Genomic DNA, 26,345 nt, shown 5'->3' on the forward strand with positions numbered 1-26,345 from the left:
GAGGAAAGAAGTTATCCGGTATTAGCCCCGGTTTCCCGGAGTTATCCCAGTCTTACAGGCAGGTTACCCACGTGTTACTCACCCGTCCGCCGCTAACTTTTAAAAGCAAGCTTTTAAAAGTCCGCTCGACTTGCATGTATTAGGCACGCCGCCAGCGTTCGTCCTGAGCCAGGATCAAACTCTCCAAAAAAGTGTTTGATATAGCTCATGAATTTCAAAACATTGACGTTTCGTTCTGTTCAGTTTTCAAAGATCAATTTCCGTCACTCTTTCGTGACAGCGACTTTATTATCTTATCAAAGTGTTTATTTCTTGTCAACACTTTTTTTATTTTCTTCGCCGCTGCGTTTTTCAACATCTTGCAGCGACGTTTATTAATATACCAAGAATAAAATCAATCGTCAATACATAAATTAATATTTTACAATAATTTTTTTGAAACACAGTAATGACGGTGATATATATCATATCCTTTTGTTTGAATTCTAACTTCATCAATAAAATGCTTCTCTAGTAGAAATTCTAATAGCATGCTTAAATCTACATCATAATGTTCTAATTCCGGATGTGAAATAAGATCATTAATCGTCCATTCATCTTTCGTCTTCATAATTTCAATTAAATGTGAGGCACCAAATCGTGTTCTGGAATGAATTAAAAATTCACTTGCTATAAACAAAAGCTCTAATCTCTTTTCTATAGGCTCATCACTCGTAACCAATTCCTCATAAAGCTTAAATATTTCCGGTTCCATTTGTTTTACTTGATTCCATACCGTTATTTCAGGATGAAAGCCTTTTTCAATTACAGCAAGACGTGCCAAATGATGCAGGGAATGTGCTACATGATTATAGGCATCTAAGTACTGACTGTTATCAAAAAACGCCTTTCCTTCCATATATCTGCGAACCAGCTTCGCAAATTCAAGACCGATTTTGACTTTTCGATTATAAAAAGGAAAATCCTGAAGCTCATCTCTTAAGTTGTTCATATACTCATTGCGGTCAAATAATATTTTTCCGTGCAGGATCCACTCTACTATTTTCCGATTCGTCCCGAGAAGCAACCATTCCCGCAGTTGATCTTCTCTGACAATATGCAAAGAGGCTTTTTTGTCCTCATAAGTATAGTGCTTTATAAAGACAGGTGTTTCCACATCTTTCACAACAATTAATAAAACTGCATCAAATGTATCCGTAACTGCACTCGTATTCTGTACTTTTTCAATAATTAGAACACCGAGTGTATTTGTTTGGCTTGCTCTTTCTTGATATATCGGTCGAAGGATGTCCTCCATATTTAATTCCTCCAAAATCCTTTATAGGGTATAAGAAAGTATATTTTTATGTATCATGAATTTAATAGCTTAAATGTCAGTTAGTTTCAGTCTATCTGTTTTTAGGAATATCAGTATGCCTGATCTCTGTGTTTCTACCGTAAGTTGGGAAACAAAATGCTTTTTTGCTTTTCTTTATACTTCGACAATGATAATAAATTTCCTGCTATTTTAAAAGTACTAATTATGTCCAATTGTAAGTCTACATCTTTCCTTATTTTATGATATAGTAGCATTTAGGAGGGACAAGCATGGCAAAATACTCTAGTAAAATCAATAAGATTCGCACATTTGCGTTAAGTTTGATATTTGTTGGATTTATCATCATGTATTTCGGAATCTTTTTCAGAACTCATTTCCTAGTTATGTCTATATTTATGCTTCTTGGATTGTTGTCGATCATTGCTAGTACTGTCGTGTATTTTTGGATCGGAATGCTGTCTACAAAGGCGGTGCAGGTTGTTTGTCCGAACTGTAACAAGCCAACAAAAATTTTGGGACGCGTCGATATGTGCATGCATTGCCGTGAGCCTTTAACCTTAGACCCGAATTTAGAAGGAAAAGAATTCGATGAAAACTACAATCGAAAATCCCAGACAACAAAAATGTAAGCATTAAGAATTTAACGTGAAAAAATTAACATTCCTAAAACAAAAAAAGAATGGTTTCGAGTAAAGGCTCGAACCATTCTTTTTTAATGTACATTTTGTTTCTTCATGCAATCAGGACAAGTGCCGTAAATTTCCATGCGATGATGACTTACCTTAAACCCTGTAACATGTGAAGCAAGCTGCTCCACTTCATCCAGTCCAGGATAGTGGAAGTCTACAATCTTTCCACAGTCTTCGCAGATGATGTGATAATGATTTGTTGTAACAAAATCAAATCGGCTTGATGAATCTCCATATGTTAGTTCCTTTACTAAACCAACCTCGCGAAATACTCGCAAGTTATTATATACAGTAGCAACACTCATATTTGGGAATTTCCCTTCAAGCGCCTTATAAATTTCATCCGCGGTAGGATGTGTCATTGATTGAATTAAATACTCTAATATCGCATGACGTTGAGGAGTGATTCTTACTCCCGTTTCTTTTAACGTTTCAATGGCTTCCTTCATTTGATGTTCAGACACCGTCATGCACCTCTTTCCTAAAAAGAATTTATTATTACTTTATAATATCTATAATTAGTGTACTAAGTAAAAGGCACTTCTGTCAATGTTTTCAGGACTGATGAAGGGTTTTTTCATTTTCATTAAGACGCATATTCACAAATCGAGCTGCTACGAATAAAAAATCGGACAAACGATTTAGATAGGAGAGCACCAACGGATTTACATCCTCTAATGACACAGCACATCTTTCCGCTCTTCTTACAACAGTTCTGGCGAAATGCAGGCCTGCACCAGCCGGATGCCCGCCCGGTAAAATGAAATTATTCAATGGCGGCAATGCCGAGTCCCATTTATCAATAGTATGCTCCAATTCCTCAATATCTTCTTGTTTTATTTTCCACTTTACTTCTTTATTTGCCGGAGTCGATAATTCCGCCCCGACATGAAAGAGAGCAGTTTGCACTTTATGAAATACTTCCTCCGCCTCCATTTTTTCCGGAAAATCTTCTTTCTTTAAAAAGCTTATTGCCTGACCAATCGCTGAATTTGCTTCATCACAAGTCCCATATGCCTCCACGCGCATATCGTTTTTCGCGATTCTTGTTCCATAAACTAATGATGTCGTTCCTTTATCACCGGTTTTCGTATAAATTTTCACATTAATACCCCTTTTCTACATCGATCACGTTCAAAAAGTCTTCTTGTTTATTAGTATATGTACGATAGTTATGCTTTAATATTTCAAATACTCTTGGAAGATAAAGATTTGTATTGCTGGAAATATGCGGAGTGATCGTTACATTATCCATGCTCCAAATTGGATGCTCCTCCGGCAGCGGTTCTTCCTCCAATACATCTAAAATCGCATGCGATATCATTTTTTCTTGCAGAACTTCCATTAATACTTTCGTTTTTACTGCATCCCCTCTGCCAATATTGATAAAAACAGCTGTATTTTTCATACTTTTAAAATGATGTTTTTGATAAAAATGCTTTGTTTCTGATGTGCTTGGTAAAATATTCACTATAAAATCAGAGGCACCTAACCCTTCATACATGGAATCTAATGTTTGCATTTCATCAAAATAATCTCGTTTTTCTCCGCTGCTATTCACACCGATTGTTTTCATTCCAAATGCTTTTGCTAATCTTGCTATCTCACTTCCAATTGCCCCCGCTCCGACAATCAATATTGTTTGTCCGGATAGTTCAAAAATTGGCAGTCCCTTTTTCCATACATGCTCCTTCTGCTGTTTTTGCATGACAGGAAATTGTTTGGCATATTGCAGCATAAGCCCCAGAGTAAATTCTGCCATCGGAATTTTATGTATCCCTCGTGCATTCGTAACAAGAATCCCCTTCTCTTTTATCGCTTGCAAAGGCATTTTTTCAAGACCAGCCGATGTGACCATTATCCATTTTAGCTGATCCGCTAGTTGAATATGTGTTTCGGTTAAATCCTCACCATAAGTCACCAGGACCTCCGCATTCGAAAGCTCCTTCTCTGCATGTTGAATATCGGGATAAAAGGAAAAATCCTCGCTAGGAAAACATTCGGTTAGGTCTTGTATCAATTCAGCCGGCGGTGTAAAAGTAAAGATCGTTTTCATGGTTTTCCCCTTTTCTTCAATATTTTATTTAATTGTACCATGTATGTGTGAAAATTGACCCGCTCTAGAAAACATAAAAAAGGGGCCGAATGAATCGACCCTAAAAGACTATCTGAGGAGGTATGCCCTACTATACTGTATGTGCGTTGTCATGTTTTGAGTGGACAAATGCCGCTATCTTACTAAAATAGGCAAATAAGAAAAGCGGAAGCGCCTTGTTCATCGGCGTACGAATTTCGTAGTCGCAGGCTCGAGATAAAGGAAACACAGCGAGGTAGTTCACGAGCTGATGAAATTGGCACTTGGAGTTAGACAGCGTCTATAAATTTTTTTACCTCTTAAGAAAGATTTTCTTTTATAAAAGCCAGTGCTTCTTGGACATGTCCATCCACTTTCACCTTGCGCCATTCCTTCGCAACGTTCCCTTGTTTATCGATAATGAATGTACTTCTTTCGATTCCCATATACTCTTTTCCAAAATTCTTTTTCAGCTTCCACACTTCATAGTCATCTGCAACCTTATGGTCAACATCTGCTAACAGAAGAAATGGTAAGCTGTATTTATTAATGAATTTTTGATGGGAATTTACCTCATCTGGACTAATGCCTAAAATAACAGCATCTAAATCCGCAAATTCCTTATATGCATCGCGGAAGTCACATGCTTCCGTTGTACAACCAGGTGTCATATCCTTTGGATAAAAATACAATACAATATGCTTTTTACCCTCGAAATCAGATAGTTTTACCGTCTCACCGTTATTTGCATGCAATTCGAAGTCTGGTGCTTTTGCTCCTATTTCAATGGTCATATAATTCAACTCCTACTAAATATTTATCCCGTATTAACGGGCAGTTGTTCTCAACTACCAAATGGCAGTATCACCTTATCTTCAGCTTATCGAAATGTAACTTTTAACGCAAACCATCTACTTTTTTCTGAAGCTTACCTGATCATGGTCAAGTACACTTTTCACGACAAATGCAGCCGGAATGGTATATCCAATCAGTGCTTCTATTATGACAATGGCTCTGCCGATTCCTAAAGGAACCACATCTCCAAAGCCAACAGAAAATAATGTTACTGCACTTAAATAAAGGGAGGTATACAGCTTATGAAAATAAGAACCTGTCAGGTCTGCACCATGATCGATGATGATGTGATATCCCTTTATTTCAAGCAACAGGTAAATAAGGCCGAACCCAATCATTAGGACACAATAGGCAAAAGCAAGGAACAAAAAGTTGTCAAAAGAGATTTGTTTATTTTTTAATTTATGCGAGAAAAACAATGTTCGCAGGCTCATGCAAATACACAGAATGACTAATATGATGAGGAGATTATACATTTAAATAGCTCCTTTTATTTTACGCAAATTAGAGGTAAGAACATCAAGCTGACATATTCTTGTTCAAAACTGCTTGTCAGTCTATTTTATTGTACCGTCGAATACATTTATGAATGAAAACTTTAATTGGACACTATTTTCTTAAAGGTCTAAAATGGAGAATGGATTTAATAATTGGAGGAATACATATGAATTTTACTCAATCTGAACTTTTACATAGTGAAGCATTACAGCATATTGTCGGAGGTGTGAACAGTCCTTCGAGATCTTATAAAGCAGTTGGCGGCGGCTCACCTGTTGCAATGAAAAGAGCGCAAGGAGCATACTTCTGGGATGTGGACGATAACCGTTATATTGATTATCTTGCGGCATATGGTCCGATTATTACAGGCCATGCCCATCCACATATTACGGAAGCGATTAAAACAGCTGCTGAAAATGGTGTTTTATATGGAACACCTACCCCTTTCGAAGTAACCTTTGCAAAAATGCTGAAAGAAGCAATGCCGGCATTAGATAAGGTACGGTTTGTGAATTCAGGAACAGAGGCAGTAATGACCACTATTCGTGTTGCCCGCGCATATACTGGACGCGACAAAATCATCAAATTCGAAGGCTGTTATCATGGTCATTCTGATCTTGTTCTTGTTGCAGCCGGTTCCGGTCCTTCTCAGCTTGGAATGCCAGATTCTGCTGGTGTAACAAAAAATATTGCGAAAGAAGTTATTACGGTTCCTTTCAATGACATCGAACCTTTTAAAGAAGCATTAAATACATGGGGAGATGAGGTTGCAGCTGTACTTGTCGAACCAATCGTGGGCAATTTTGGAATTGTTGAGCCGAAACCAGGATTCTTAGAGCAAGTGAATGAGCTAACTCATAATGCCGGTGCCCTTGTCATTTATGATGAAGTTATCACAGCCTTTCGCTTTATGTATGGCGGCGCACAAAACTTACTTGGGGTAACACCAGATTTAACAGCGATGGGAAAAATCATTGGTGGCGGATTACCGATTGGTGCATATGGCGGCCGCAAAGAAATTATGGAAAAGGTAGCACCGCTAGGACCTGCTTATCAAGCGGGAACAATGGCAGGAAATCCTGCATCGATGCTGGCTGGTATCGCATGCTTAGAGGTTTTAAAAGAAAAAGGTGTATATGAACAATTAGATTTCTTAGGTGCTATGCTAGAAGAAGGAATATTAGAAGCTGCTAAGAAATACAATACACCAATTACTATTAACCGTTTAAAAGGTGCATTAACCGTATATTTCACAAAGGAAAAAGTAGAAAATTATAAACAAGCGGAGGCTACAGACGGAGAAATGTTTGCGAAGTTCTTCAAGCTGATGTTGCATCAAGGAATTAATCTTGCTCCTTCTAAATATGAAGCTTGGTTTATTACAACCGCTCATACGGAAGAAGATATAAAAGAAACTATTAAGGCAGTTGATTACGCCTTCTCCCAACTATAATAAAGAAGAACCTAAAGGCTTTGCTTTTAGGTTTTTTTATATTCTCGGCATACTTCCCCTCTTCCTCACATATCATTCTTTATCACGAAAACATGGACAAGATTTGTATTTTTAGCAAAATATATAGTAGTTGGGTATGATATTAATAAAATTATTAAATTTTTCTCTTGATATTCTCACCTTTCCAATGTATATTACGTAGATGTTGTAAATGAAAATGAAATATCTGGTCATTGGAGTGGTTTTGCTTGATGTAACCCTATGACTGATAATAACAGCAACATACACTAATAAAAAAACTATTATTTGCATTTAAAGGGGAATTATTTTGTCATGAAGCTTGGGGCCCGCATTTTTAAAACGGGAATAGCTATTGTACTGGCTTTATTTTTAGCGCGATTGTTACATATGCCTAACGCGGTATTTGCCGGGATTGCAGCCATTTTCGCGATAAAGCCAACTATATATCGATCCTATTTATCGATTATTGAACAGCTTCAGGGAAACCTGATTGGAGCGATTATTGGGGTCGTATTAGTTATGATATTTAATAATAATGTGCTCGTTGTTGGACTCGGTGCTATTATTACTATCATCATTATGTTAAAGCTTAAACTGGAGAATAATGTCAGTCTTGCACTTGTAACGATGATTGCCTTAATGGAAACACCTGGAGAACATTTCTTGCAATTTGCTGGAATTCGCTTTTCCACTTTATTGCTTGGAATTTTATCGGCTTTTATCGTAAATTTAATCTTTTTGCCGCCAAAATATGAAACAAAATTATATAATAGTATCTCCAATGTAACGGAAGATGTACTAAGATGGGTAAGATTAACAAGCAGACATGCAGCAGAACATCAGTTATTAAAAAAAGATATTACGGTATTAAAAGAAAGAATGCTTAGGGTAAATGATTTTTTGTCGATGTACAAGGAAGAGAGAAGCTATTTCAAAAAATCCACCATTGATAAACAACGCAAAGCAGTTGTTTATCGACAAATGGTTATACTTTTACAAAGCAGTTTTGATATATTAAAAATTCTCCACCGGTACGAACAGGATTTGCGCCAGCTTCCTGAATCGGTTAATGAACAATTACAAGAATTACTGGATGCTATCATGAGTGATCATGAAAAATTAATTTTGAAATTCTTAGGAAAAATACGTAAGGACTCTGAAATTGAATCTGTTCAACTTTTGGAAGAACAAAGAAATCAATTAATGGAGCTTTTTCTAGAAGATATTGAGGCTGAGAATTGTCTGTCTCAAGTACAGAAGTTCCATGTTATGCGACTTTTATCCGCTATCGTTGAATATCAAGAGCAATTAGAGCATTTTGAAAAGCTTATCGATAGCTTTCAATCCTTTCATAAGGATAAAAATGAAGTAACGGTAGAGGAAATAAATGAAGATTAAGCCGGCAAACTTTTTGCCGGCTTTTCAGTATCATATAAACACCAGATTGGTTTTTCCGTCGTTTTCGCTTTTCTATGCATCCAATTGTTGGACTTGGAATAAATCAAAGTAATGGCCCCTTTTTGCCATTAACTCTTCATGTGTTCCCATTTCCACGATTCGTCCATGCTCGATAAGAATAATCCGGTCTGCATGAGTAATAGTTGATAAGCGGTGGGCAACAATGAAAGTGGTTCGATCCTTCGCAAGTTTATCCAGTGCTTCTTGGATGAGATGCTCACTTTCCAAGTCTAATGCTGATGTTGCCTCATCCAGTACTAATATTGGCGGATTTTTCAAAAAGACTCTGGCAATGGCAATCCTCTGCTTTTGACCGCCGGAAAGCTTCACTCCGCGTTCCCCGACCTGCGTATCATACCCATTAGGTAAGTTTAAAATAAAGTCATGTGCATTTGCAGCTTTGGCAGCTTCATACACTTCTTCTGTCGTTGCTCCCGGTTTTCCTAATAAAATATTCGCTTGTATAGACTCACTGAAAAGGATACTGTCCTGCAGCACCATTCCTATTTTGTCTCGCAGGCTTCTGACCTTAAACCTGCGAATATCAGTCCCGTCAAGAAGTATTGCCCCCTCTGTGACATCATAAAATCTTGGTATTAAACTTACTAAAGAAGACTTTCCTCCACCGCTCATCCCTACCAATGCGACGGTTTCTCCCACTTGAATATCAAGGTCGATGTCTTTTAAAACCGGCTCTTCTTTTTGGTCATAAGCAAAGCTAACATGGTCAAATTTAATATTTCCAAGGACATTTTTACATTCAATAGCATCGGGACGATCATCTATATCATATTTTTGATCTATCAGTTCAAAAACCCTGTCCATGGATGCGAATGCTTGTGTTAAAGTTGTCCCAGAATTGACTAGACGGCGTAATGGACTGTACAAATTGTCAATATAAGCAATAAAGGCAGCCATTGTTCCTACTGTTAAATGACCCTGGATAACTTGATAACCGGCAAAACCAATAATAATCAATGGTGCAATATCTGTAATAGTATTCACTACCGCAAACGATTTTGCTGTCCATCTTGTATGGGTTAATGCTTTGTCCAAAAAGTTGGAATTGCGCTTGGCGAATTGCTTTTGCTCATGGTCTTCGATGGCAAAGCTTTTAATAACAGCCATCCCTTGCACCCTCTCATGCAAATAACCTTGAACCTCCGCTAATGCTTGTGATCGATTGCGGGTCAGTTTTCGAAGGTTCCCAAAGAAATATTTGACCGATGCAATATAAAACGGGAAAACAATTAAAGAAACAAGCGTCAACTTTACATCCATCTTAAACATGATGGAAATGGCAATGATGATAGTAGAAGTATCTAACCAAACATTCATCAAGCCTGTTATAACAAAGTCTTTCGTTTGTTCCACATCATTGATAACTCTTGAAATAACTTCCCCGCCTCGTGTATTCGAATAATATTTAAAGCTGAGTTTTTGCAGATGCGTAAATAATCGATCGCGAATATCATACAGAATTTTACTAGCTGTCCATTGAGCAAAATATTGGCGATAATACTCCACGGGAGGACGAGCAAAAATAAAAATTCCTAACATGATTGACAGCCAAAAAATGAGCTTTGACGTTTTCTCATGCGTATTTAGTGTATGACTTCCAATCACATCATCGATGACATATTTAATGAATAAAGGAATAAGTAATGGGATAACAAATTTTATAATTCCAATGATAAATGTGCCGATGATTTGAAACTTATATGGCTTAACAAATTTTAAATATCTTTTAATACTACTCACTTTAACCCTCCGTATTTTTTTGACCATACTATTTTACCGCAAAAATAAAAAGCACTACTAGAATAGTGCTCCTTTTCGGCGTCAATTATTAATTTGTTTAGGTTGTTTTCTTATAAAACTCAATTTCGGGTCATTTTCCCAAAGTTAAAAAAAGAACCTTAATTATGAGCGATAAGTCAAATATCTTTCATACCAAACATCAATAAAGTCTGGTGAAAATGGACCTTTGCGCTGTCTAATCCAGCGAACAAGGTTGTCCACATTTCGTTTCAAAATATGATCAATAACATCCGGATACCCCATTTGTTTCCGGTGGTATTCATACTCATCCTCATCTAAGAGAGTATAGGTCATATCAGGAAATACCTTAATATCCAAATCATAATCAATATATTTTAAAGCTTCACTGTCATACACAAATGGCGATCCAAGATTACAGTAATAATAAATCCCATCCTCCCGAATCATTCCGATTATATTAAACCAATGATCCGAATGGAAGTAACATATAGCCGGTTCCCTGGTAACCCAGGTTCTTCCGTCTGATTCTGTCACAATGGTTCGATCATTCCCACCGATAACGAGAGATTTTGTTCCCTTTAGAACCGTTGTTTCGTCCCAAATCCTGTGAATGAAACCATTATGCTTGTAGCTGTGAATTTGAATGGTTTCTCCTTCTGTGGGAATCCTCATTATTCTCCCTTCTTTCGTCGTAGTCTTATGAATAGTCCATACATCCTTTCTGTTTAGAAATAATTATCTTAAAATGATGTCAATAAACTCCGAAGTTATATGTATTTACCGATACCTAAAAATGATTTTCTTATTATTATAACGGTTTTTTGGAAAATTTAAAACAAAAAGAGAGTGACGATTATTGATGTCACCCTCATGCAAAGATTTTGGTTTCTTGATATGTACGAATCACTTCATCTGTTTGTGATTCAAATATTTTTTGGATTTTGCGCAATTCACATTTCATATCAGCTATTTCTTTTTTTATGCTTTCAAGCTCTGCTTCCTTCTGTAATTCTATCAGCTCTTCCTCAAGCTCTTGGCATCTTTCTATTTCGGATTGTAAATATAATAATTGCTCCATCGTTTTCATCTGTTCAGAAATAATTTGATTGAAGTTACTCATATTGCGCACCATCCTTTTCATTCATTCCTCTTCATTATGTATTTCGCTTTATATGAAAAGAATTCCTTTGACTAGTTATGTCGCTTTCCAATCAGTTTTGTCGAATAAAAAATGGTTGTTTACGCCTGAGATTGATACTGTTGATTTTTCACCTGTTTGTTCTTTAAATACTGGGTAAGTCGGTGGGGTAATGTTGAAAGTTGGGCTTTTGTTTCCTTATAAAAGACCATTTGGATTTGGGGTTTTCCTTAGGTTGGGCTTTTGATTGCTTATAAAGGCCATTCGCTTTCCGATTCCACCTCCAGTTGGCCTTTTGTTTCCTCATAAAGACCACTTAGACTGAATTTCCACCTCAAGTTAGGCTTTTAATTAATTTCTTATGGCCCCGATTTAACCGGAAGAAAACCCAAAATGGGTGCTTGAGCTAGACTAGACAATTGTAGAAAAACTCATCCACAAGCTTAAATTTAAAAGAGTAAGGGACATCCACGATTTGGATGCCCCTTTACTTTGTATTATTGTTGACCAGCATTGCCAGAATTTTGTGCTTTACGAGATTCAGCTTGTTGGTTAGCTTTTCTTACAGATTGCACATCTGTTTCGCTACCGAACTCAGTTCCGAAAGAACCTTGAGATCCTTGTGCAGATTGTGCATTTTGTTGTTTAACTTCTTGAGCGTTAGTACCAGATTGTGTTTTGTTTGTTTGCTTTGCCATGATTATCACCTCCACGCTCATTAATGTAACCAATCAGAATGGTTGTTATGTAATTTTTGCGAAAAAATTTCTTATGATTCGTTCTCGTCATTAGATTTTTAGTGTTTACGCTTCTGTCATGTGCCTCCCATCAGCTTTGTATATATAGCTTGGTTTGCTCACTGGAATTTAAACATTCTTTGTTCGAAGACAGTACCGGTAGTCAAAAGGTCCCAAATCGGTTCGTTAGATGGCAATTTCAGTCCATTCAACACAGTTTTCAAGCTGTTTATCATATAAGCCCGTCCGTTTATTTATGATTTCGCTCCTTTCAATTTGTTGGGGTTAATATTTTGGCACAAACCGATGAAAAACAAGGATCCTGCACAAAATGCTTGTATACATTATCTTCAAAAAATCGTTCAATTTATCCAAAGATGAATAACAAACTAACCAGCAAAGAAAACTATGGATATTCAAAAGCATAAGGGGTGTTTATGGATGGAAAATATTCGTGACATGACACAATTGTCAATGATATCAAAAACGGAATGGACAGATGAAGAGCTTTCACACTTTCATCAATCCCTGCAGCAAATAGCACCGTATTTAAACTCGGAAGGCCTAACAATCCATCGGGAAATAGTAGAAGAAATAACCCATCGCGGATAGCAGGTAAAGATAGAATACAACATCAAATTATGCGGACATTGGTTCCGCTATTTTCATCAAATGAACATATTTTATGAGCTAAGCGGACATGAGTTCCGTTATTCATGAAAAATTACATGGAAATCACCACTTTTTCATAGAATAACGGAACCATTGTCCGCGAGATTAAGGAAATACCCCATTTTGTCACAGATAACGGATTTGGTGTCCGCACGCCAAGATCAGCTATTGCACTTTCACATCTGAAACCGATATAACCGATCATAAAAAGACTTTAAAAATTTGTATAAGAGCTGTTCTGATGGGGCAAGCTCTCTCTTCTTCGGTGTAATCACGCCAACTGGCCTAAAGAACTCGGATCCATTTAATTCAACCGCAACAACATCCTTTGGCACGTTATAGGACAAAGCCAATTCCGGTAATATGGCGATGCCGATCCCAGCTGAAACAAGTCCTTTAATTGTATCCATATCTTCCCCTTCGAAAGCGATTGTTGGGACAAACCCGGCTTTTTGGCACGCTTTAAAAATCATTTCCCGAATCGGAAGCCCTGAGCGAAATGTTACAAACCGTTCCTGTTCAAGCTGATTGATCCGAATTGTTTTTAGATGGGCCAGCTCGTGGTGCTCTGGCAACAATAACAGCATTTTTTCTGTGAAAAAAATATCCCCTTTCACGATGGGATGGTCGGTTGGGACAGGCGCAACAAAGGCAATATCAATTTCACCTTTTTCCATTAAATCCATTAAATATGGGGTGGTACCTTGTAATAATTGAAAATGCAATTTTGGATGCAACTCTCGGAACTGGGTGAATACCATAGTAAAGGTATGAACGGATAATCCTGTGGAAAAGCCTAAGCGAATGACTCCTTTCTCAGGATTTAAATAATCTTCCACTTTTTCTTTTGTTTTTTCCACTTCATTTAAAATTTTTTCGACATGCTCCAAAAATATCTTTCCTATAGAAGTTAACCGGACGTTTCTTCCTTCTCTTAAAAATAATGTTACCCCCAATTCCGCTTCTAATAGGCTGATTTGTCTACTGATGGCTGATTGAGCAACATGCAATTCATCTGCGGCTTTCGTTACATGTTCATTTTTTGCGACCTCGTTAAAGTAAATTAACTGTCTTAATTCCACGTTCATCACAACCATTCTCATTTTGAGATTATTTCATTCTTAACTATATATTGTATAGATGAATCATTTTAAAGTAAAATTTTTAATTATCAAACACTTCGGCATTTTTAATACGGAAGGAATGTTAACTTATGAAAACGTTTCGTTCTCCTATAAAAACTACTGGTCTTTATCGCAGTGAATTCGAACATGATGCCTGTGGTATCGGTTTTTATGCAGATATAAAAGGTCGCCCATCACATGAAGTAGTGTCCACTTCTTTAGAGATGTTGAAACGACTTGATCACCGTGCAGGGAAAAGCGCGGATAAATCAACAAGTGATGGAACAGGAATCATGCTGCAAATTCCACATGACTTTTTTTCTTCAGTATGCCCATTTGATCTTCCAAATCAAGGCGAGTATGCAGTTGGCATGCTCTTCTTACCACAAGATCATGCAGTTAGCGAAGAAATACTTAATGAATTTTATAAAGAATCTTCAAAACACGGATTATCTGTTCTTGGAGTCAGATCTGTCCCCGTGTCTTCCGATCGAATAAGCGAACAAGCGAGAAAATCAGAGCCAAGCATTAAGCAAATCTTTATCACGCAAATCTCGACGCAATTGGAGGAATTTCCTGCCAGGTTGTATTCTTTAAGAAAACAAATAGAACAAAAGTATAAATCTGAAATGTATATTCCTAGCTTATCAAATCGTACCGTAGTTTATAAAGGAATGTTGCTTGCAGAAGAATTATCCCTTTATTTCTCTGATTTACGTGACGAAAAATTTACATCATCCCTAGCGCTTATCCATTCACGCTACAGCACTAACACCTTTCCGAGCTGGGAAAGAGCACATCCTAACCGTGTCATCGCACATAATGGAGAAATCAATACCATTAAAGGGAACATGAACTGGTTTAATGCTAAAAATAGTTCTGGTTTAGAAGTGATCAACCCATCTGGAAGTGATTCGGCGATCTTCGATAATGTTTTGGAGTATTTACTGTTAAAAGGTGTTTCACTCCCAAAAGCAGTGATGATGATGGTGCCTGAGCCATGGGAGCAAAATGAAGAAATGCCATCTTACTTAAAAGCGTTTTATGAATACCAAAGTCAGTGCATGGAGCCTTGGGATGGCCCAATGGCACTTGGATTTACGGACGGAATACAGATTGGCGCTATCCTCGACAGGAATGGGTTACGTCCTGGCCGTTACTATATAACGAGAGATGATCGGATCATATTTGCTTCTGAAGTCGGTGTTGTGGACGTTGACAATGACATGATATTAGAACGAAAGCATTTAAAGCCTGGGGAGTTACTATTAGTCGATACGTCACAAGGACGAATTATTCCAAATGATGAATTGAAAAAGACGATTAGTCTTGAAGAGCCTTATAGCAGCTATTTAAAGGAAACTGTTAAAGAATTACACGATGATCGTTTTGATTTAACTTCTAGCTTTACTGGCAAAGAGCTTCTTTTTCACCAAAAGGTGTTTGGTTATACGTATGAAGAGTTAATGAAAATGCTCAAGCCAATGGCAACAGAAGCGAAGGAAGCAACTGGTGCAATGGGAATTGATACACCGCTTGCTGTTCTTTCAGATAGACCGCAGCTTTTATTCCATTATTTTAAACAAGGATTTTCGCAAGTAACCAATCCGCCAATTGATGCAATCAGGGAGGAATGTGTTATTTCCACGATTTCCTGGTTAGGAGAAAGCTCTAACCCGCTTGAAAGCTATAAAAAAGATAAGCGTAAACTGAAGCTGGATCATCCATTCTTAACTTTTTCACAGTTTAGGACTTTAACAAATTCCAGTTGGAACGCAGTAAAGATTGATACTATTTTCCCTGCAGAAAGCGGTGAAAATGGATTAGCATCGGCTTTGGAAAGGATTTTTTCTAAGGTTGATCAAGCTATTCAAGCAGGACACGAACTAATTATTTTATCCGATCAAAAAGTAGACGATAGACATGCGGCCATTCCTTCCCTGCTTGCAACTTCAAGCATCCATCATCATTTAATTAAAAATGGCTGCCGCTCGAAAGCAAGCATTATTGTTGATACGGGTGAAGCGCGAGATTCCCATCATATGGCTATGTTACTTGGATATGGGGCTGATGCCATCCATCCATATCTTGCATACGAAACAATCTACCACCTATGTGAAGAGCAACATATTTCGTTAAACATCGAACAGGCAGTTCAAAATTATCTTCACGCATTATTGAATGGTGTCATAAAAATTATGTCCAAGGTTGGGATATCCGCAATCCAAAGCTATCGCGGCGCTCAAGCCTTCGAAGCATTAGGAATTTCGCAGCAGGTACTGGACCAATACTTTACCGGAACAGTTTCACAAATTGGCGGAATTGGTTTACCGGAGATTGCCCGTGAAACCTTAATGCGTCATAAAAAAGCTGCAGACGAAATAGAACATTATGATCAAACATTAGATTCAGGAAGCGAATTACAATGGCGCAAAGGTGGGGAAGTTCATCAGTTTAACCCATTAAGCATCCACACCCTTCAGAGGGCAGCAAGAACAAATAATAAGGATGTTTATAAAAAATTTGTCAGCATGAATGACGATGGTCCTTTTACAACCATACGCAGTCTCTTAAAAATAGAAAGCGATCGCTCCCCTATTCCACTTGATGAAGTCGAGCCAGCCGAAAATATTTTGCGAAAGTTTAAAACCGGAGCAATGTCTTACGGCTCCCTTAGCAAAGAAGCACATGAGGCGCTCGCAATTGCGATGAATCGAATCGGCGGCAAAAGCAATAGCGGTGAAGGCGGCGAGGAAATTGAACGATTCCAAACAGATGCAAACGGAGACTCCCGCAGAAGTGCCATTAAACAGGTTGCTTCGGGAAGATTTGGCGTAACAAGCTATTACTTAACAAATGCAGACGAAATTCAAATCAAAATGGCACAAGGAGCAAAACCCGGTGAAGGCGGACAGCTGCCTGGCCAAAAGGTTTATCCGTGGATTGCTGAGGTTAGAGGATCCACGCCTGGGGTAGGATTAATCTCCCCTCCTCCGCATCATGATATATATTCCATCGAAGATCTTGCCCAATTGATTTATGATTTAAAAAGCGCTAATCCGAAAGCAAAAATCAGTGTGAAGCTTGTTGCAAAAGCTGGAGTTGGAACCATTGCAGCTGGTGTTGCGAAAGGATTAGCAGATACCATCCTAATCAGCGGCCATGACGGCGGAACAGGCGCCTCACCTAGAACAAGCATTAAACATACAGGTGTCCCTTGGGAAATCGGATTATCAGAAGCACATCAAACCCTACAACTCAACGGGTTGAGAGAGAAAGTAACCTTAGAGGTAGATGGAAAATTAATGACAGGAAAGGATGTTGTAGTTGCAGCATGCTTTGGTGCGCAGGAATTCGGGTTTGCCACTGCCCCGCTAGTTGTTCTTGGGTGCATCATGATGAGAGCATGCCACTTAGATACTTGCCCTGTTGGAATCGCTACGCAAAATCCATTGCTTCGTGAAAAATTTGCAGGAAGCCCTGATCATATTGTGAACTATATGCATTTTATTGCTGAGGATGTCCGCGAAATTTTAGCAAAATGCGGGTATCGAAGCCTTGATGAAATAGTCGGCAGGACGAATCTTTTAACCGTAAAAGAGGAAGTAACCACCCATTGGAAAGCAAAGCATCTTGATTTAAGCGACCTTTTATACAAAATGTCCGATAAAAAGGAGACTTCTATCCAACAAACACAGGATCACGAATTGGAAAAACGTTTTGACCAGCGTCTCCTTATTCCTGCATTAAATACTGCTATTGGAAATGGCGAGAAAGCCTTTTTGCAATCCTATATTAAAAACACGGACCGTGCTGTAGGAACGAGTTTAGGAAATTTAATATCTGTGCATTACGGTGCGGAAGGCTTGCCAGAGGATCAAATTCACATCCAATTAAAAGGTTCTGCCGGGCAAAGTCTTGGTGCTTTTATCCCGAAAGGTTTATCGATCACCTTAGAGGGTGATGCAAATGATTATGTCGGAAAAGGATTGTCTGGCGGCAAACTGATCATTAAACCAGATAACAATTGGAGCATTCCACAAGTAGATGCCATTATCGGCAATACCGCTTTATTTGGCGCAACCTCCGGTGAAGCATACATTCGCGGTGTAGCAGGTCAGCGATTTGCTGTCCGGAACAGCGGTGTTAAAGCTGTAGTAGAAGGAGTTGGAGACCACGGCTGTGAATATATGACTGGCGGAACGGTAGTCATTCTTGGAACAATCGGAAAAAACTTTGCTGCAGGAATGTCCGGCGGAATCGCTTATATCTTCAAGGGTTTTTCTGCTAATGAAGACATCTTGCCACATATTAACCAAGAGCTTGTGGATGTAGAACAGGTTACATTCGAAAATGAACTAATAGAGCTTCATCAAATGATTTCCAAGCATTACCTGTACACTGGAAGTCCAAAGGCAAAAACGATTTTAAAACATTGGAAACAGCTGAAAAAACAGTTTGTGAAGATTATCCCACATGAATATAAAAATATGACTGCGATGATTGATGATCTGCAAAATCGAGGATTATCGTATGTCGATGCAAGACTTACCGCTTTTAATATTAATAAAGAAGGAAAATTACTGGAAACATTGAATGAACTTGAAGCACTTTCATCTCCATTGCAAGACAGCCAAACTATTTAGCCTTTTTAGAAATAACGGGAGAAATCGGCAATATTGCCGATTTCTTTTCAAAAGGCAGCTTCGTAGCTTTTCGGAATTTGTTTTGAATTCTAGGCTTCTTTTCAATACAAAGTTTAAGAAAAGAGCCTTTAAAAATTTTCGTGGGAGTGAATTATTTATGGGGCATTTAACAGGATTCATCGACATCCAAAGAGAAAACCCTGCTGAACAGCATCCACTAGAGAGGATTAAGCACTGGCAAGAGTATCAAAAACCGCTTTCGGAGGATGCTATAAAACTACAAGCCTCTCGTTGTATGGATTGTGGGACTCCCTTTTGTCAAATCGGGTCTCTTATTAATTCAAGCACCAGCGGATGCCCATTATATAACTTAATACCAGAATGGAATGAGCTTGCCTATCAAGGAAAATGGCTGGAGGCCTATCAACGGCTGGCAAAGACAAATAATTTTCCTGAGTTTACTTCAAGGGCTTGTCCAGCTCCATGTGAAGGTTCTTGCACTGCCGGTCTGCCAGGTCAGCCTGTTACGATTAAGAGCATCGAAAAAGCCATTATTGACCGGGCTTTTCAAGAAGGCTGGGTAAACGTAAAACAACCGAGTAAAAGAACCACTAAAAAAATTGCAATAATTGGATCAGGTCCTGCCGGGCTTACTGCGGCAGATGATTTAAATCAGTTAGGACATAATGTCACTGTATTCGAAAAAGATGATCGCTTTGGCGGCCTGCTGATGTATGGCATTCCAAATATGAAAATAGATAAAAAATATGTTGAACGCAGAATTGAGCTGCTTCGCAAGGAAGGAATCGTATTTAAAGGAAATACTCATATTGGAGTTGATATTTCCTTAGAAGAATTAAGGAAGGATTATGATGCCGTTTTAATTTGTACTGGTGCTGACAAACCTCGTGAACTTGATATCACCGGCCGGCAGCTAGCTGGTATCCATCCTGCAATGGAATACTTAAAGGAAAGTACAAAGCATCATCTTAATAAACAATATATTCCTAGTATTAACGCCAAAGATAAAAAGGTTATTGTAATCGGCGGCGGGGATACAGGTGCTGACTGCGTTGCAACTGCTATTCGCCAAGGCTGTAAAAGTGTTGTTCAGTTCGGGAAGCATGGGAAGCTTCCACCCGCTCGTTCCAAAACAAATCCATGGCCGGAGAATCCTCAAGTATTTACATTGGATTATGCATACGAAGAAGCACAAAGCAAGTTTGGAATGGACCCAAGACAGTATTTTATCCAAACAAAAGCATTTCATGGCGACAAGAATGGAAATGTAAAAAGCCTAGAAACAACCTCTTTTCTAGTGGATGATCAGACGGAAAGCCGTTTTTGGGAGGCAGATCTAGTACTTATTGCTATCGGTTTTGATGGTGTAACTGATACCTTTCCCAATATCGAGAAAAAACAAAACAAAATATCCGCAAATGATGTTGATTTTAAAACAAATCATGACGGAATTTATACAGCAGGTGATGCAAGACGAGGGCAAAGCTTGATTGTTTGGGCCATGCAAGAAGGAAAAAAAGCAGCGCAGGAAATAAATCGTTATTTGTATAGTTAATAAAAGCAAAATGGGAAGCCAAGAATTCTTATTCTCGACTTCCCATTTTGCTTATAGTGAACTCTTAAATTTCCTTCATTTTTGTTAAATCCCCACTGCATAAAGCTTCAAGATTATCAAAAATTTTACGAGCGGGCCAATCCCACCATTTAATAGTAAGGAGATAGTCAATGAGTTCATCATCAAATCTTTTTTTCATTATTTTGCAGGGATTACCACCAGCAATATGGTAAGAAGGAACATCTTTTACAACGACAGAATTGGCCGCAATGATTGCTCCATCACCAATATGCACACCGGGCATTACAGTGACATTTTGACCGATCCACACATCGTTTCCAATGATAGTATCACCTTTAAGGGGTAAGTCTGCCAGTGTTGGAGTCGATTTCTCCCAACCATTGCCCATAATGTTAAATGGATAGGTAGTGACACTGTGCATTCTATGGTTTGCACCATTCATCACAAATTCAATGCCCTTTGCTATTGCGCAAAATTTTCCGATAATCAGTTTATCTCCAATAAAGTCATAGTGATGTGTGACATGCTCTTCAAACTTTTCAGCACCGTCTATATCGTCATAATATGTGTAGTCACCGACAATAATATTCGAGCGTGTTACAACGTTTTTAATATAGCATATACTTTTAATTGCTTCATTGGGGTAGATTGCATTAGGATCAGGTCCATATTGCATATTAAAATCCCTCCTTCATGTTATATAAATAACGAGAATACAGTGTTTTACTTGATGTTCTACTATCTTTATTACACCTCGGCCCAAATTTTCCCTTCTATACTTATGAATTTTTTGGTCATTAAAAAAATCACAGGTAATCTGCCTGTGATTCAAAGTAAAGGGAAAAGACCTTTCTTATTAAGTTAGGGACTATAAAGCCGTCATCAACATAAAAGCAACAAAGTTTAAGAAAAGAGCATTCCTTAATACCAGCAACGGTTGCCTGCTATTTTTCTATTGTATTTTGATACTCTTTCCATATTTTCTGGTGTGACACAGGAAACGCGTACTCGGCCAATTCTTCTGCTGTCACTAATTTTAATGTCGCGGTTTCATTTACTTTTCCTATGATTTCACCCGCAAATACTTCAATTTCCCAGGTTAAATGGGAAAATACGTGATCTATTTTCACAAAGGATCTTGTTTGAATTTCACCTTTTACTTTATATTCATCTAAAAGAAAGTCCTCCAAAACCCGTCTTGGATGGACGATTTGGCTTTTTTCAACATTAGGGAACTCCCATAAATCAGCTAAAAGTCCTTTGTTCGGTCTTTTATGAATGAGGATTTTGCCTTCTTCATTTATTAAAAGCCCCGCAATAAGATCGACGTGCTTTACACTTTTCTTCTTTGTTTTAACCGGCAGCTCACCTTGAGTCCCTTCTTCAAAAGCGCAACAATGCTCGCGAACTGGGCAAAGTAAGCATGAAGGTGATGTCGGAGTACAGATCAGCGCTCCTAATTCCATCAATGCTTGATTAAAATAGGAGGGATTTTCCTCTGAAATTAACTGACGAACTGCTTCTTCAAACACTTTCCGAGTGGATGGTTTTGCAATATCTTCCCATATCGATAATATCCTTGACAGCACACGCATGACATTTCCGTCAACGGCAGGCTCCGGCTTTCCATATGCAATACTTAAAATTGCTCCGGCCGTATATGGCCCAACACCTTTAAGACTGGATATTCCTTTTGGATTATCAGGAACCTTGCTCTCATATTTTTCTTTCACTTCTTTGACCGCTGAGTGAAGATTGCGTACACGGGAATAATAACCTAAGCCTTCCCATGCCTTTAAAACTTTTTCTTCATCTGCAGCTGCAAGCTCATCAAGTGTGGGAAATTGTTCAATAAAATTCAAGAAATACGGAATAACTGTATCTACCTTTGTTTGTTGCAGCATTATTTCAGAAACCCAAACTTTATAAGGATCTTGATCCTTTCTCCAAGGAAGATCTCTTTGCTCTCTTTCAAACCAGCTTATTAAATCATCCTGAAATGATTTTACGTTCATATTCTTAAGATTTTTTAAAGTTTCACTCATAAGGGTTAAACCACTTTCTAAAAAGGAATATAATAAGGACAGGTTGTCCAATTTAAATAAGATAGCGTACAGATTTGGTAGTTTTCGACGAGACAAACGCAAACACGGCGTTGTTCTTCAGAAGACGTAGAATCCCGCTAGCTGATGGCTACTTACGCCAGACAAGACTAAACTCAAATAATTAAATGATAAGAAACTTTTCTTCAAAGAAAAGCATTAATCTAGTCGTTTTTATCAATTATACAGATATATCAGTTTTTCCATTACCTTTGTACCGTTACTACCATATCATGTTTTAAGAAAAGCGAAAAGTCATTATAAGAAAAGCGAAAGCGCCTTGCTCATCGGCGTACGGATTTCGTAGTCGCAGGCTCGAGATAAAGGAAACACAGTGAGGTAGTTCACGAACTGATGTTGACTTATCGTAGGGAGGAGACGGAGAAATCCGCTAGCCGATAGGCGCTGGAGCTAGACAGAGTCTATACTTATTAAATAATTTTAAAAAAAGTCATCCACATAGTTAAATTTAAAATTTTGCAAACGACAGAAAGCTCTTTTTTACGCCTTCTTAAGGAGGAAATAGAATTGGATACAGGAACACACCTTGTTATGGGGTTTGCCTTAGGCGGCTTAGCCACCTTAGACCCCGTCGTTGCCGGAGATGCTGTTAATACACATAGTGTTCTATTGGCAACCATAATTGGCTCGCAAATACCTGATATCGATACCGTTTTAAAATTTAAAAACAATGCAGTATATATACGTAATCATCGAGGAGTTACGCATTCTATTCCTGCGGTTATTTTATGGCCGCTTTTAGTTTCCTTACTGGTTCATCTCTTCATTCCGGGGGCCAATATGCTTCATTTGTGGCTTTGGACCTTTCTTGCTGTATTCCTCCATGTTTTTGTAGATATCTTTAATGCCTATGGTACCCAGGCAGTTCGTCCCCTGTCCATGAAATGGGTGGCATTTGGTATGATTAATACATTTGATCCATTTATTTTTGGTATCCATGTAGTCGGACTCATTTTATGGGGATTTGGTCTTCACCCAGGATATACCTTTTTAACCATGTATATCATCATTCTCTTTTATTATTTGCTTCGGTTCCAAGAACAAAGATCCGTTCGGCAAGCGGTAAAGGCGAAAATTCCAGATGCAAAGAAAATAATCGTCGCTTCCACCATGCGTTATTATAAATGGAGAGTTGTTGTGGAGACCGATGATAGCTTTTATGTAGGGAAAGCCTACAAACGTGATATTACGATTTTGGATACGTATAAAAAGATTCCTGTGCCGCAAACACCAGAAATTGAAGCCGCCAAAAAGGATAAAAACCTTTCTGCTTTCTTATCCTTCTCCCCTATTTTCAGATGGGAGGTTAAGGAGAAAAACGATCATTCTTATGAGGTTCGCTTTATTGATTTACGCTATCGAAGCAAAGGGCACTATCCGTTTGTAGCAATCGTCCAATTAGATGAGGATTTAAATATTACAGGTTCCTACACCGGCTGGATTTATAATAAGGACAAATTAAGAAAAAAATTAGATGTTGCTCCGCACTAGCTTCCATCTATTTCAACAGGTTCTTTATCATATGTTCATGAAAAATCAGTCATACTATTAATGCGTGATTGGATTCTTTCACGTACTGGACTAACATATAGGAGGAACTTTTTATGCGAAACAAAGCGAAAGGTTTTCCATATGGAAATGATAATAAATTCGAGGGTGAACCTAGGGCAAAAGCAGAATTTGCATCTACACGCGCGGATGGTACGATCAATACCCATCCACAAGAGCGAATGCATGCGTCAGGTAATCGCAAATCTGATTCCATTTAAAAGCGAAAGCGCCGCAGCTCTAGCGTATGGATTTCGTAGTCGCAGGCTCGAGATAAAGGAAACACAGTGAGGTAGTTCACGAGCTGGTGAAATTGGCACTTCAAATTTCACTTGATGTTGACTTATCGTAGGGAGGAGACGGAGAAATTCACTAGCCGATAGGCGCTGTAGCTAGATATGACCATTTTTAGAGCTGGTGTTTCAATCGGAATAAACAGTTGAAGAAAATGCGAAAAATGGAAAGGGGCTTTTGCAATGGGAAAATCGCTGAATACTCACCGTAATCGAACCGCTAGTCCATTTAATCGCGGGTGGTATACCCCAAAACATGCCCATTCTCAAATAAATGGGGAAACAAAGATGTCACAGGATTTAATTATTTTAGAGCATCAGACGCGAAAACAGTCATAAGCCCAAAAATAAAGAGCCTTTTGGCTCTTTATTTTAATGGTGTAAGAAGTGAAATTGGTAATGCTTCTTGCTGCTTTCCCCCGCTCATACGATATCCCCAAGCAAAAACACCATCTATATAATCGATTTTAAAATAAACTCCCGGATCACCTTCAATTTGATACACGTCACCAGCTTTAAAATCCTCTGGATTGAGAAGATACGCTTTTGCCATTGTTATTTTCCGTTCTAAAACCGCATATTCATTCACAATTCCAAGCTGCTCTGCTTTTCTAGCCTTTTCCGTTAGCCTGGCGATTTCTGTCTTTAATTCAAATTCGGACATCTCGCTGTATCTTTTTTCAGTTTCCATTTTATTGACTTACCACCTTAAGTTTTGGTTAAAACAATGTTGCTATATATATTATAGAGTGTTGATTTTTCACCTAACCAAACAACATGCTTATTGTAACATTATAACTCCTTTTCACTTAAAAATCTCTCTATCTGTTCTATTTGAAAACCTTTACGGTAAAGAGCTTGTTTGATTTTCTGTTCGTACTCAAACCCTTCCAAGTGCTCGTATTTTCTGTGTGCTTTGGACCAATGACTTTCTAAAATCTCCCGTTCTGCATCCTCATCCTGTTCAAAAGTTATTTGTGTCATTGCTTCCTTTATTATTTCTTTTGTATACCCTTTTCTTATTAAAGCTTGTTCCACTTTTTGACGTAATAATTTTTCAGGAATCTTTTTATTTTGTTTCACCGTTTTTTCAGCAAGTGAAATAGCAGAGCTTAAGACGTGATCATCCTTAAATTCCAAAATAGCGGTTTCGATCATGTCATTTGTTATTCCCTTATTTTTTAACTCTAATTTGATTACCTCCGGACCTTTCTTAGTGGTATTCATTTGTGTCCGTACATATGCCACAGCAAATTCTAAGTCATTTAAATAATTCATTTTATATAAAGCATGTATTACTTCTTTAATAATTTCTTCATTAAATTCTTTTTTCTTTAAATGCTCCTCCACTTCTTTTTCCGACCTCATTCGGAAGGAAAGATACTGGATGGCACTGTTAACCCCTTTTCTTATTTCATCTTCATAGTGAATTTCTGTTAAATCTAATTCCGATAACTCTTTCCCTTTTCTTAATTGAAACCTAGTCAATACATCTTCATCAACGCTAAAAGCATAGTGTTCATCAAGATAAATGTTATATCGGTCTGAAAGATTTTTTTGAACTGTAATTTTTGTTATGATTGGCATGTTTATCTCAACCTTCCTTATATGGATAGATTGTTTTTTTAAATGTTAATCCTATTTTATCACTTTCCTCTACAACTCACAGTATTTTTACCTAAATTAAGGAAATAATAGTACTGAAACTATACCCGAAAGGATGAGAAATGTGGCAAAGGATAAAAAGATTAAAACGAAAAGCAATCTTTCAAGCATGCAGGCTGTTACTTATTCCCGTGAATTTCGGAAAGCAGATCGTGCTGGTGGATTTGAAGAAAACCGTAAATAACTTCCTGTTTGAATCCGAATGATTATGCACATTCTATCTATGAACGGATGATTCCGTAACTCCCATTTTTGAAAGGGGAAAACTACATGGGTCGCTCGCATGGTCATAAAACACGTGATAAAAACAAAGCTTCACTTCCACAAGTACCAAAGAATTTAAAATCAGACGGCAACGATGTAGAATTTTCTCAAGAATTAGCAGATCAAGCTGATTTAGAAGCACAGGCTCGCGCTAATGCTGCTAATCAGCGTGTGAGAATGAATAATAAACGTAATAAGTAAAAAGTTAAAGTGTAGGAAATTTCTCTAAGTAGTATAGTTCGGTTTAGAGGTAGAAAAATAAAAAAGAACAAGAGTTTTTAGCAAGCGGATTAGCATTTAAATCCGCTTGCTTCTTTTTCTTATTATGACAAGGATTATTAAGTTTAAATACGACAGATGTAGCACAGGTTTTAACAAGTGGGCAATAGC

Annotated in this window: 26 protein-coding genes; 11 read left to right on the plus strand and 15 right to left on the minus strand. The window is 37.9% G+C overall.

Features of this window, described 5'->3' with window-relative positions:
• Positions 1–421: 421 nt before the first annotated feature.
• Positions 422–1,297, minus strand: coding sequence for a nucleotidyltransferase-like protein (locus AN964_RS21780; protein WP_055741907.1), 876 nt, complete (start codon positions 1,295–1,297; stop codon positions 422–424).
• Positions 1,298–1,587: 290 nt separating this feature from the next.
• On the opposite strand from AN964_RS21780, the gene AN964_RS21785 reads away from it, so the two are divergent.
• The gene (locus tag AN964_RS21785) at positions 1,588–1,947 is read left to right on the plus strand and encodes a YgzB family protein (RefSeq protein ID WP_055741908.1); all 360 of its coding nucleotides are present in this window, start codon (positions 1,588–1,590) and stop codon (positions 1,945–1,947) included.
• 83 nt (positions 1,948–2,030) lie between these two features.
• On the opposite strand, the gene perR is transcribed toward AN964_RS21785, so the two are convergent.
• The 5 genes from perR to AN964_RS21810 all read right to left on the minus strand — a co-directional run bounded on the left by perR (position 2,031) and on the right by AN964_RS21810 (position 5,412).
• Positions 2,031–2,477 (minus strand): peroxide-responsive transcriptional repressor PerR, encoded by a 447-nt coding sequence (gene perR / locus AN964_RS21790; RefSeq protein ID WP_055741909.1) that lies wholly within the window; start codon positions 2,475–2,477, stop codon positions 2,031–2,033.
• 85 nt (positions 2,478–2,562) lie between these two features.
• Positions 2,563–3,111, minus strand: a complete 549-nt coding sequence (locus AN964_RS21795) for a cob(I)yrinic acid a,c-diamide adenosyltransferase (protein WP_055741910.1) — start codon at positions 3,109–3,111, stop codon at positions 2,563–2,565.
• Between the two features lies 1 nt (position 3,112).
• Positions 3,113–4,063, minus strand: coding sequence for a D-2-hydroxyacid dehydrogenase (locus tag AN964_RS21800; protein ID WP_055741911.1), 951 nt, complete (start codon positions 4,061–4,063; stop codon positions 3,113–3,115).
• Positions 4,064–4,401: 338 nt separating this feature from the next.
• Positions 4,402–4,875, minus strand: coding sequence for a thioredoxin-dependent thiol peroxidase (gene bcp, locus AN964_RS21805; RefSeq protein ID WP_055741912.1), 474 nt, complete (start codon positions 4,873–4,875; stop codon positions 4,402–4,404).
• Between the two features lie 117 nt (positions 4,876–4,992).
• Positions 4,993–5,412, minus strand: a complete 420-nt coding sequence (locus tag AN964_RS21810; protein WP_055741913.1) for a potassium channel family protein — start codon at positions 5,410–5,412, stop codon at positions 4,993–4,995.
• A gap of 188 nt (positions 5,413–5,600) precedes the next feature.
• On the opposite strand from AN964_RS21810, the gene AN964_RS21815 reads away from it, so the two are divergent.
• Positions 5,601–6,887 (plus strand): glutamate-1-semialdehyde 2,1-aminomutase, encoded by a 1,287-nt coding sequence (locus tag AN964_RS21815; protein ID WP_055741914.1) that lies wholly within the window; start codon positions 5,601–5,603, stop codon positions 6,885–6,887.
• A gap of 333 nt (positions 6,888–7,220) precedes the next feature.
• Positions 7,221–8,306: an FUSC family protein gene (locus AN964_RS21820; protein ID WP_055741915.1), complete on the plus strand. Its 1,086-nt coding sequence runs from the start codon at positions 7,221–7,223 to the stop codon at positions 8,304–8,306.
• Between the two features lie 72 nt (positions 8,307–8,378).
• Here the strand turns inward: AN964_RS21820 and AN964_RS21825 are convergent, their stop codons facing one another.
• From AN964_RS21825 to AN964_RS21840, 4 genes are all read right to left on the minus strand, one after another.
• Positions 8,379–10,127 (minus strand): ABC transporter ATP-binding protein, encoded by a 1,749-nt coding sequence (locus tag AN964_RS21825; RefSeq protein ID WP_055741916.1) that lies wholly within the window; start codon positions 10,125–10,127, stop codon positions 8,379–8,381.
• A gap of 162 nt (positions 10,128–10,289) precedes the next feature.
• Positions 10,290–10,820: a nucleoside tri-diphosphate phosphatase gene (ntdP, locus tag AN964_RS21830; RefSeq protein ID WP_055741917.1), complete on the minus strand. Its 531-nt coding sequence runs from the start codon at positions 10,818–10,820 to the stop codon at positions 10,290–10,292.
• A 196-nt stretch (positions 10,821–11,016) separates the two neighbouring features.
• Positions 11,017–11,268, minus strand: coding sequence for a YgaB family protein (locus AN964_RS21835; RefSeq protein WP_055742491.1), 252 nt, complete (start codon positions 11,266–11,268; stop codon positions 11,017–11,019).
• Between the two features lie 515 nt (positions 11,269–11,783).
• Positions 11,784–11,984 carry a gamma-type small acid-soluble spore protein gene (locus AN964_RS21840; protein ID WP_055741918.1) on the minus strand — a complete coding sequence of 67 codons (201 nt, stop codon included), beginning with the start codon at positions 11,982–11,984 and terminating at the stop codon, positions 11,784–11,786.
• 480 nt (positions 11,985–12,464) lie between these two features.
• Between AN964_RS21840 and yfhS the strand changes: the two genes are divergently transcribed.
• Positions 12,465–12,635 (plus strand): mother cell protein YfhS, encoded by a 171-nt coding sequence (yfhS, locus tag AN964_RS26815; RefSeq protein WP_163258600.1) that lies wholly within the window; start codon positions 12,465–12,467, stop codon positions 12,633–12,635.
• Between the two features lie 236 nt (positions 12,636–12,871).
• Here the strand turns inward: yfhS and gltC are convergent, their stop codons facing one another.
• Complete coding sequence (gene gltC, locus AN964_RS21845) at positions 12,872–13,777, minus strand: glutamate biosynthesis transcriptional regulator GltC (RefSeq protein ID WP_055742492.1); 906 nt, start codon at positions 13,775–13,777, stop codon at positions 12,872–12,874.
• A 131-nt stretch (positions 13,778–13,908) separates the two neighbouring features.
• On the opposite strand from gltC, the gene gltB reads away from it, so the two are divergent.
• Together gltB and AN964_RS21855 are read left to right on the plus strand one after the other, a co-directional pair.
• The gene (gltB, locus tag AN964_RS21850; RefSeq protein ID WP_055741919.1) at positions 13,909–18,465 is read left to right on the plus strand and encodes a glutamate synthase large subunit; all 4,557 of its coding nucleotides are present in this window, start codon (positions 13,909–13,911) and stop codon (positions 18,463–18,465) included.
• Between the two features lie 157 nt (positions 18,466–18,622).
• The gene (locus tag AN964_RS21855; protein WP_055741920.1) at positions 18,623–20,041 is read left to right on the plus strand and encodes a glutamate synthase subunit beta; all 1,419 of its coding nucleotides are present in this window, start codon (positions 18,623–18,625) and stop codon (positions 20,039–20,041) included.
• Between the two features lie 64 nt (positions 20,042–20,105).
• On the opposite strand, the gene AN964_RS21860 is transcribed toward AN964_RS21855, so the two are convergent.
• Together AN964_RS21860 and mutY are read right to left on the minus strand one after the other, a co-directional pair.
• The gene (locus AN964_RS21860; protein WP_055741921.1) at positions 20,106–20,738 is read right to left on the minus strand and encodes a Vat family streptogramin A O-acetyltransferase; all 633 of its coding nucleotides are present in this window, start codon (positions 20,736–20,738) and stop codon (positions 20,106–20,108) included.
• A 268-nt stretch (positions 20,739–21,006) separates the two neighbouring features.
• Positions 21,007–22,107: an A/G-specific adenine glycosylase gene (gene mutY / locus AN964_RS21865; protein WP_055741922.1), complete on the minus strand. Its 1,101-nt coding sequence runs from the start codon at positions 22,105–22,107 to the stop codon at positions 21,007–21,009.
• Positions 22,108–22,692: 585 nt separating this feature from the next.
• Between mutY and AN964_RS21870 the strand changes: the two genes are divergently transcribed.
• From AN964_RS21870 to AN964_RS25780, 3 genes are all read left to right on the plus strand, one after another.
• Positions 22,693–23,676 (plus strand): metal-dependent hydrolase, encoded by a 984-nt coding sequence (locus tag AN964_RS21870; protein ID WP_055741923.1) that lies wholly within the window; start codon positions 22,693–22,695, stop codon positions 23,674–23,676.
• Positions 23,677–23,789: 113 nt separating this feature from the next.
• A complete protein-coding gene (locus tag AN964_RS21875) occupies positions 23,790–23,954 on the plus strand; it encodes a small, acid-soluble spore protein K (protein WP_055741924.1) in 165 nt (54 codons plus the stop codon).
• 255 nt (positions 23,955–24,209) lie between these two features.
• Positions 24,210–24,365, plus strand: a complete 156-nt coding sequence (locus tag AN964_RS25780) for a YpzG family protein (RefSeq protein ID WP_083489511.1) — start codon at positions 24,210–24,212, stop codon at positions 24,363–24,365.
• Between the two features lie 28 nt (positions 24,366–24,393).
• Here the strand turns inward: AN964_RS25780 and AN964_RS21880 are convergent, their stop codons facing one another.
• Together AN964_RS21880 and recX are read right to left on the minus strand one after the other, a co-directional pair.
• Positions 24,394–24,717 carry a YfhH family protein gene (locus tag AN964_RS21880; RefSeq protein WP_055741925.1) on the minus strand — a complete coding sequence of 108 codons (324 nt, stop codon included), beginning with the start codon at positions 24,715–24,717 and terminating at the stop codon, positions 24,394–24,396.
• A 101-nt stretch (positions 24,718–24,818) separates the two neighbouring features.
• On the minus strand, positions 24,819–25,613 hold the full coding sequence (gene recX, locus AN964_RS21885) for a recombination regulator RecX (RefSeq protein ID WP_055741926.1): 795 nt from the start codon (positions 25,611–25,613) through the stop codon (positions 24,819–24,821).
• Between the two features lie 142 nt (positions 25,614–25,755).
• Between recX and AN964_RS25785 the strand changes: the two genes are divergently transcribed.
• Positions 25,756–25,875 carry a YfhE family protein gene (locus tag AN964_RS25785; protein WP_083489512.1) on the plus strand — a complete coding sequence of 40 codons (120 nt, stop codon included), beginning with the start codon at positions 25,756–25,758 and terminating at the stop codon, positions 25,873–25,875.
• 86 nt (positions 25,876–25,961) lie between these two features.
• Positions 25,962–26,156: a YfhD family protein gene (locus tag AN964_RS21890; RefSeq protein WP_055741927.1), complete on the plus strand. Its 195-nt coding sequence runs from the start codon at positions 25,962–25,964 to the stop codon at positions 26,154–26,156.
• Positions 26,157–26,345: the final 189 nt, after the last annotated feature.

Origin of the sequence: Heyndrickxia shackletonii, from assembly GCF_001420715.1 — a bacterium.
GTDB lineage: Bacteria > Bacillota > Bacilli > Bacillales > Bacillaceae_C > Margalitia > Margalitia shackletonii.

Coding starts and splice junctions, on each gene's coding strand:
- AN964_RS21780 (WP_055741907.1), bottom strand. CDS start 1,297: ATGGAGGACATCCTTCGACCGATATATCAAGAAAGAGCAAGCCAAACA.
- AN964_RS21785 (WP_055741908.1), top strand. CDS start 1,588: ATGGCAAAATACTCTAGTAAAATCAATAAGATTCGCACATTTGCGTTA.
- perR (WP_055741909.1), bottom strand. CDS start 2,477: ATGACGGTGTCTGAACATCAAATGAAGGAAGCCATTGAAACGTTAAAA.
- AN964_RS21800 (WP_055741911.1), bottom strand. CDS start 4,063: ATGAAAACGATCTTTACTTTTACACCGCCGGCTGAATTGATACAAGAC.
- bcp (WP_055741912.1), bottom strand. CDS start 4,875: ATGACCATTGAAATAGGAGCAAAAGCACCAGACTTCGAATTGCATGCA.
- AN964_RS21810 (WP_055741913.1), bottom strand. CDS start 5,412: ATGTATAATCTCCTCATCATATTAGTCATTCTGTGTATTTGCATGAGC.
- AN964_RS21815 (WP_055741914.1), top strand. CDS start 5,601: ATGAATTTTACTCAATCTGAACTTTTACATAGTGAAGCATTACAGCAT.
- AN964_RS21820 (WP_055741915.1), top strand. CDS start 7,221: ATGAAGCTTGGGGCCCGCATTTTTAAAACGGGAATAGCTATTGTACTG.
- ntdP (WP_055741917.1), bottom strand. CDS start 10,820: ATGAGGATTCCCACAGAAGGAGAAACCATTCAAATTCACAGCTACAAG.
- AN964_RS21835 (WP_055742491.1), bottom strand. CDS start 11,268: ATGAGTAACTTCAATCAAATTATTTCTGAACAGATGAAAACGATGGAG.
- AN964_RS21840 (WP_055741918.1), bottom strand. CDS start 11,984: ATGGCAAAGCAAACAAACAAAACACAATCTGGTACTAACGCTCAAGAA.
- yfhS (WP_163258600.1), top strand. CDS start 12,465: ATGGAAAATATTCGTGACATGACACAATTGTCAATGATATCAAAAACG.
- gltB (WP_055741919.1), top strand. CDS start 13,909: ATGAAAACGTTTCGTTCTCCTATAAAAACTACTGGTCTTTATCGCAGT.
- AN964_RS21855 (WP_055741920.1), top strand. CDS start 18,623: ATGGGGCATTTAACAGGATTCATCGACATCCAAAGAGAAAACCCTGCT.
- AN964_RS21860 (WP_055741921.1), bottom strand. CDS start 20,738: ATGCAATATGGACCTGATCCTAATGCAATCTACCCCAATGAAGCAATT.
- mutY (WP_055741922.1), bottom strand. CDS start 22,107: ATGAGTGAAACTTTAAAAAATCTTAAGAATATGAACGTAAAATCATTT.
- AN964_RS21875 (WP_055741924.1), top strand. CDS start 23,790: ATGCGAAACAAAGCGAAAGGTTTTCCATATGGAAATGATAATAAATTC.
- AN964_RS25780 (WP_083489511.1), top strand. CDS start 24,210: ATGGGAAAATCGCTGAATACTCACCGTAATCGAACCGCTAGTCCATTT.
- AN964_RS21880 (WP_055741925.1), bottom strand. CDS start 24,717: ATGGAAACTGAAAAAAGATACAGCGAGATGTCCGAATTTGAATTAAAG.
- recX (WP_055741926.1), bottom strand. CDS start 25,613: ATGCCAATCATAACAAAAATTACAGTTCAAAAAAATCTTTCAGACCGA.
- AN964_RS21890 (WP_055741927.1), top strand. CDS start 25,962: ATGGGTCGCTCGCATGGTCATAAAACACGTGATAAAAACAAAGCTTCA.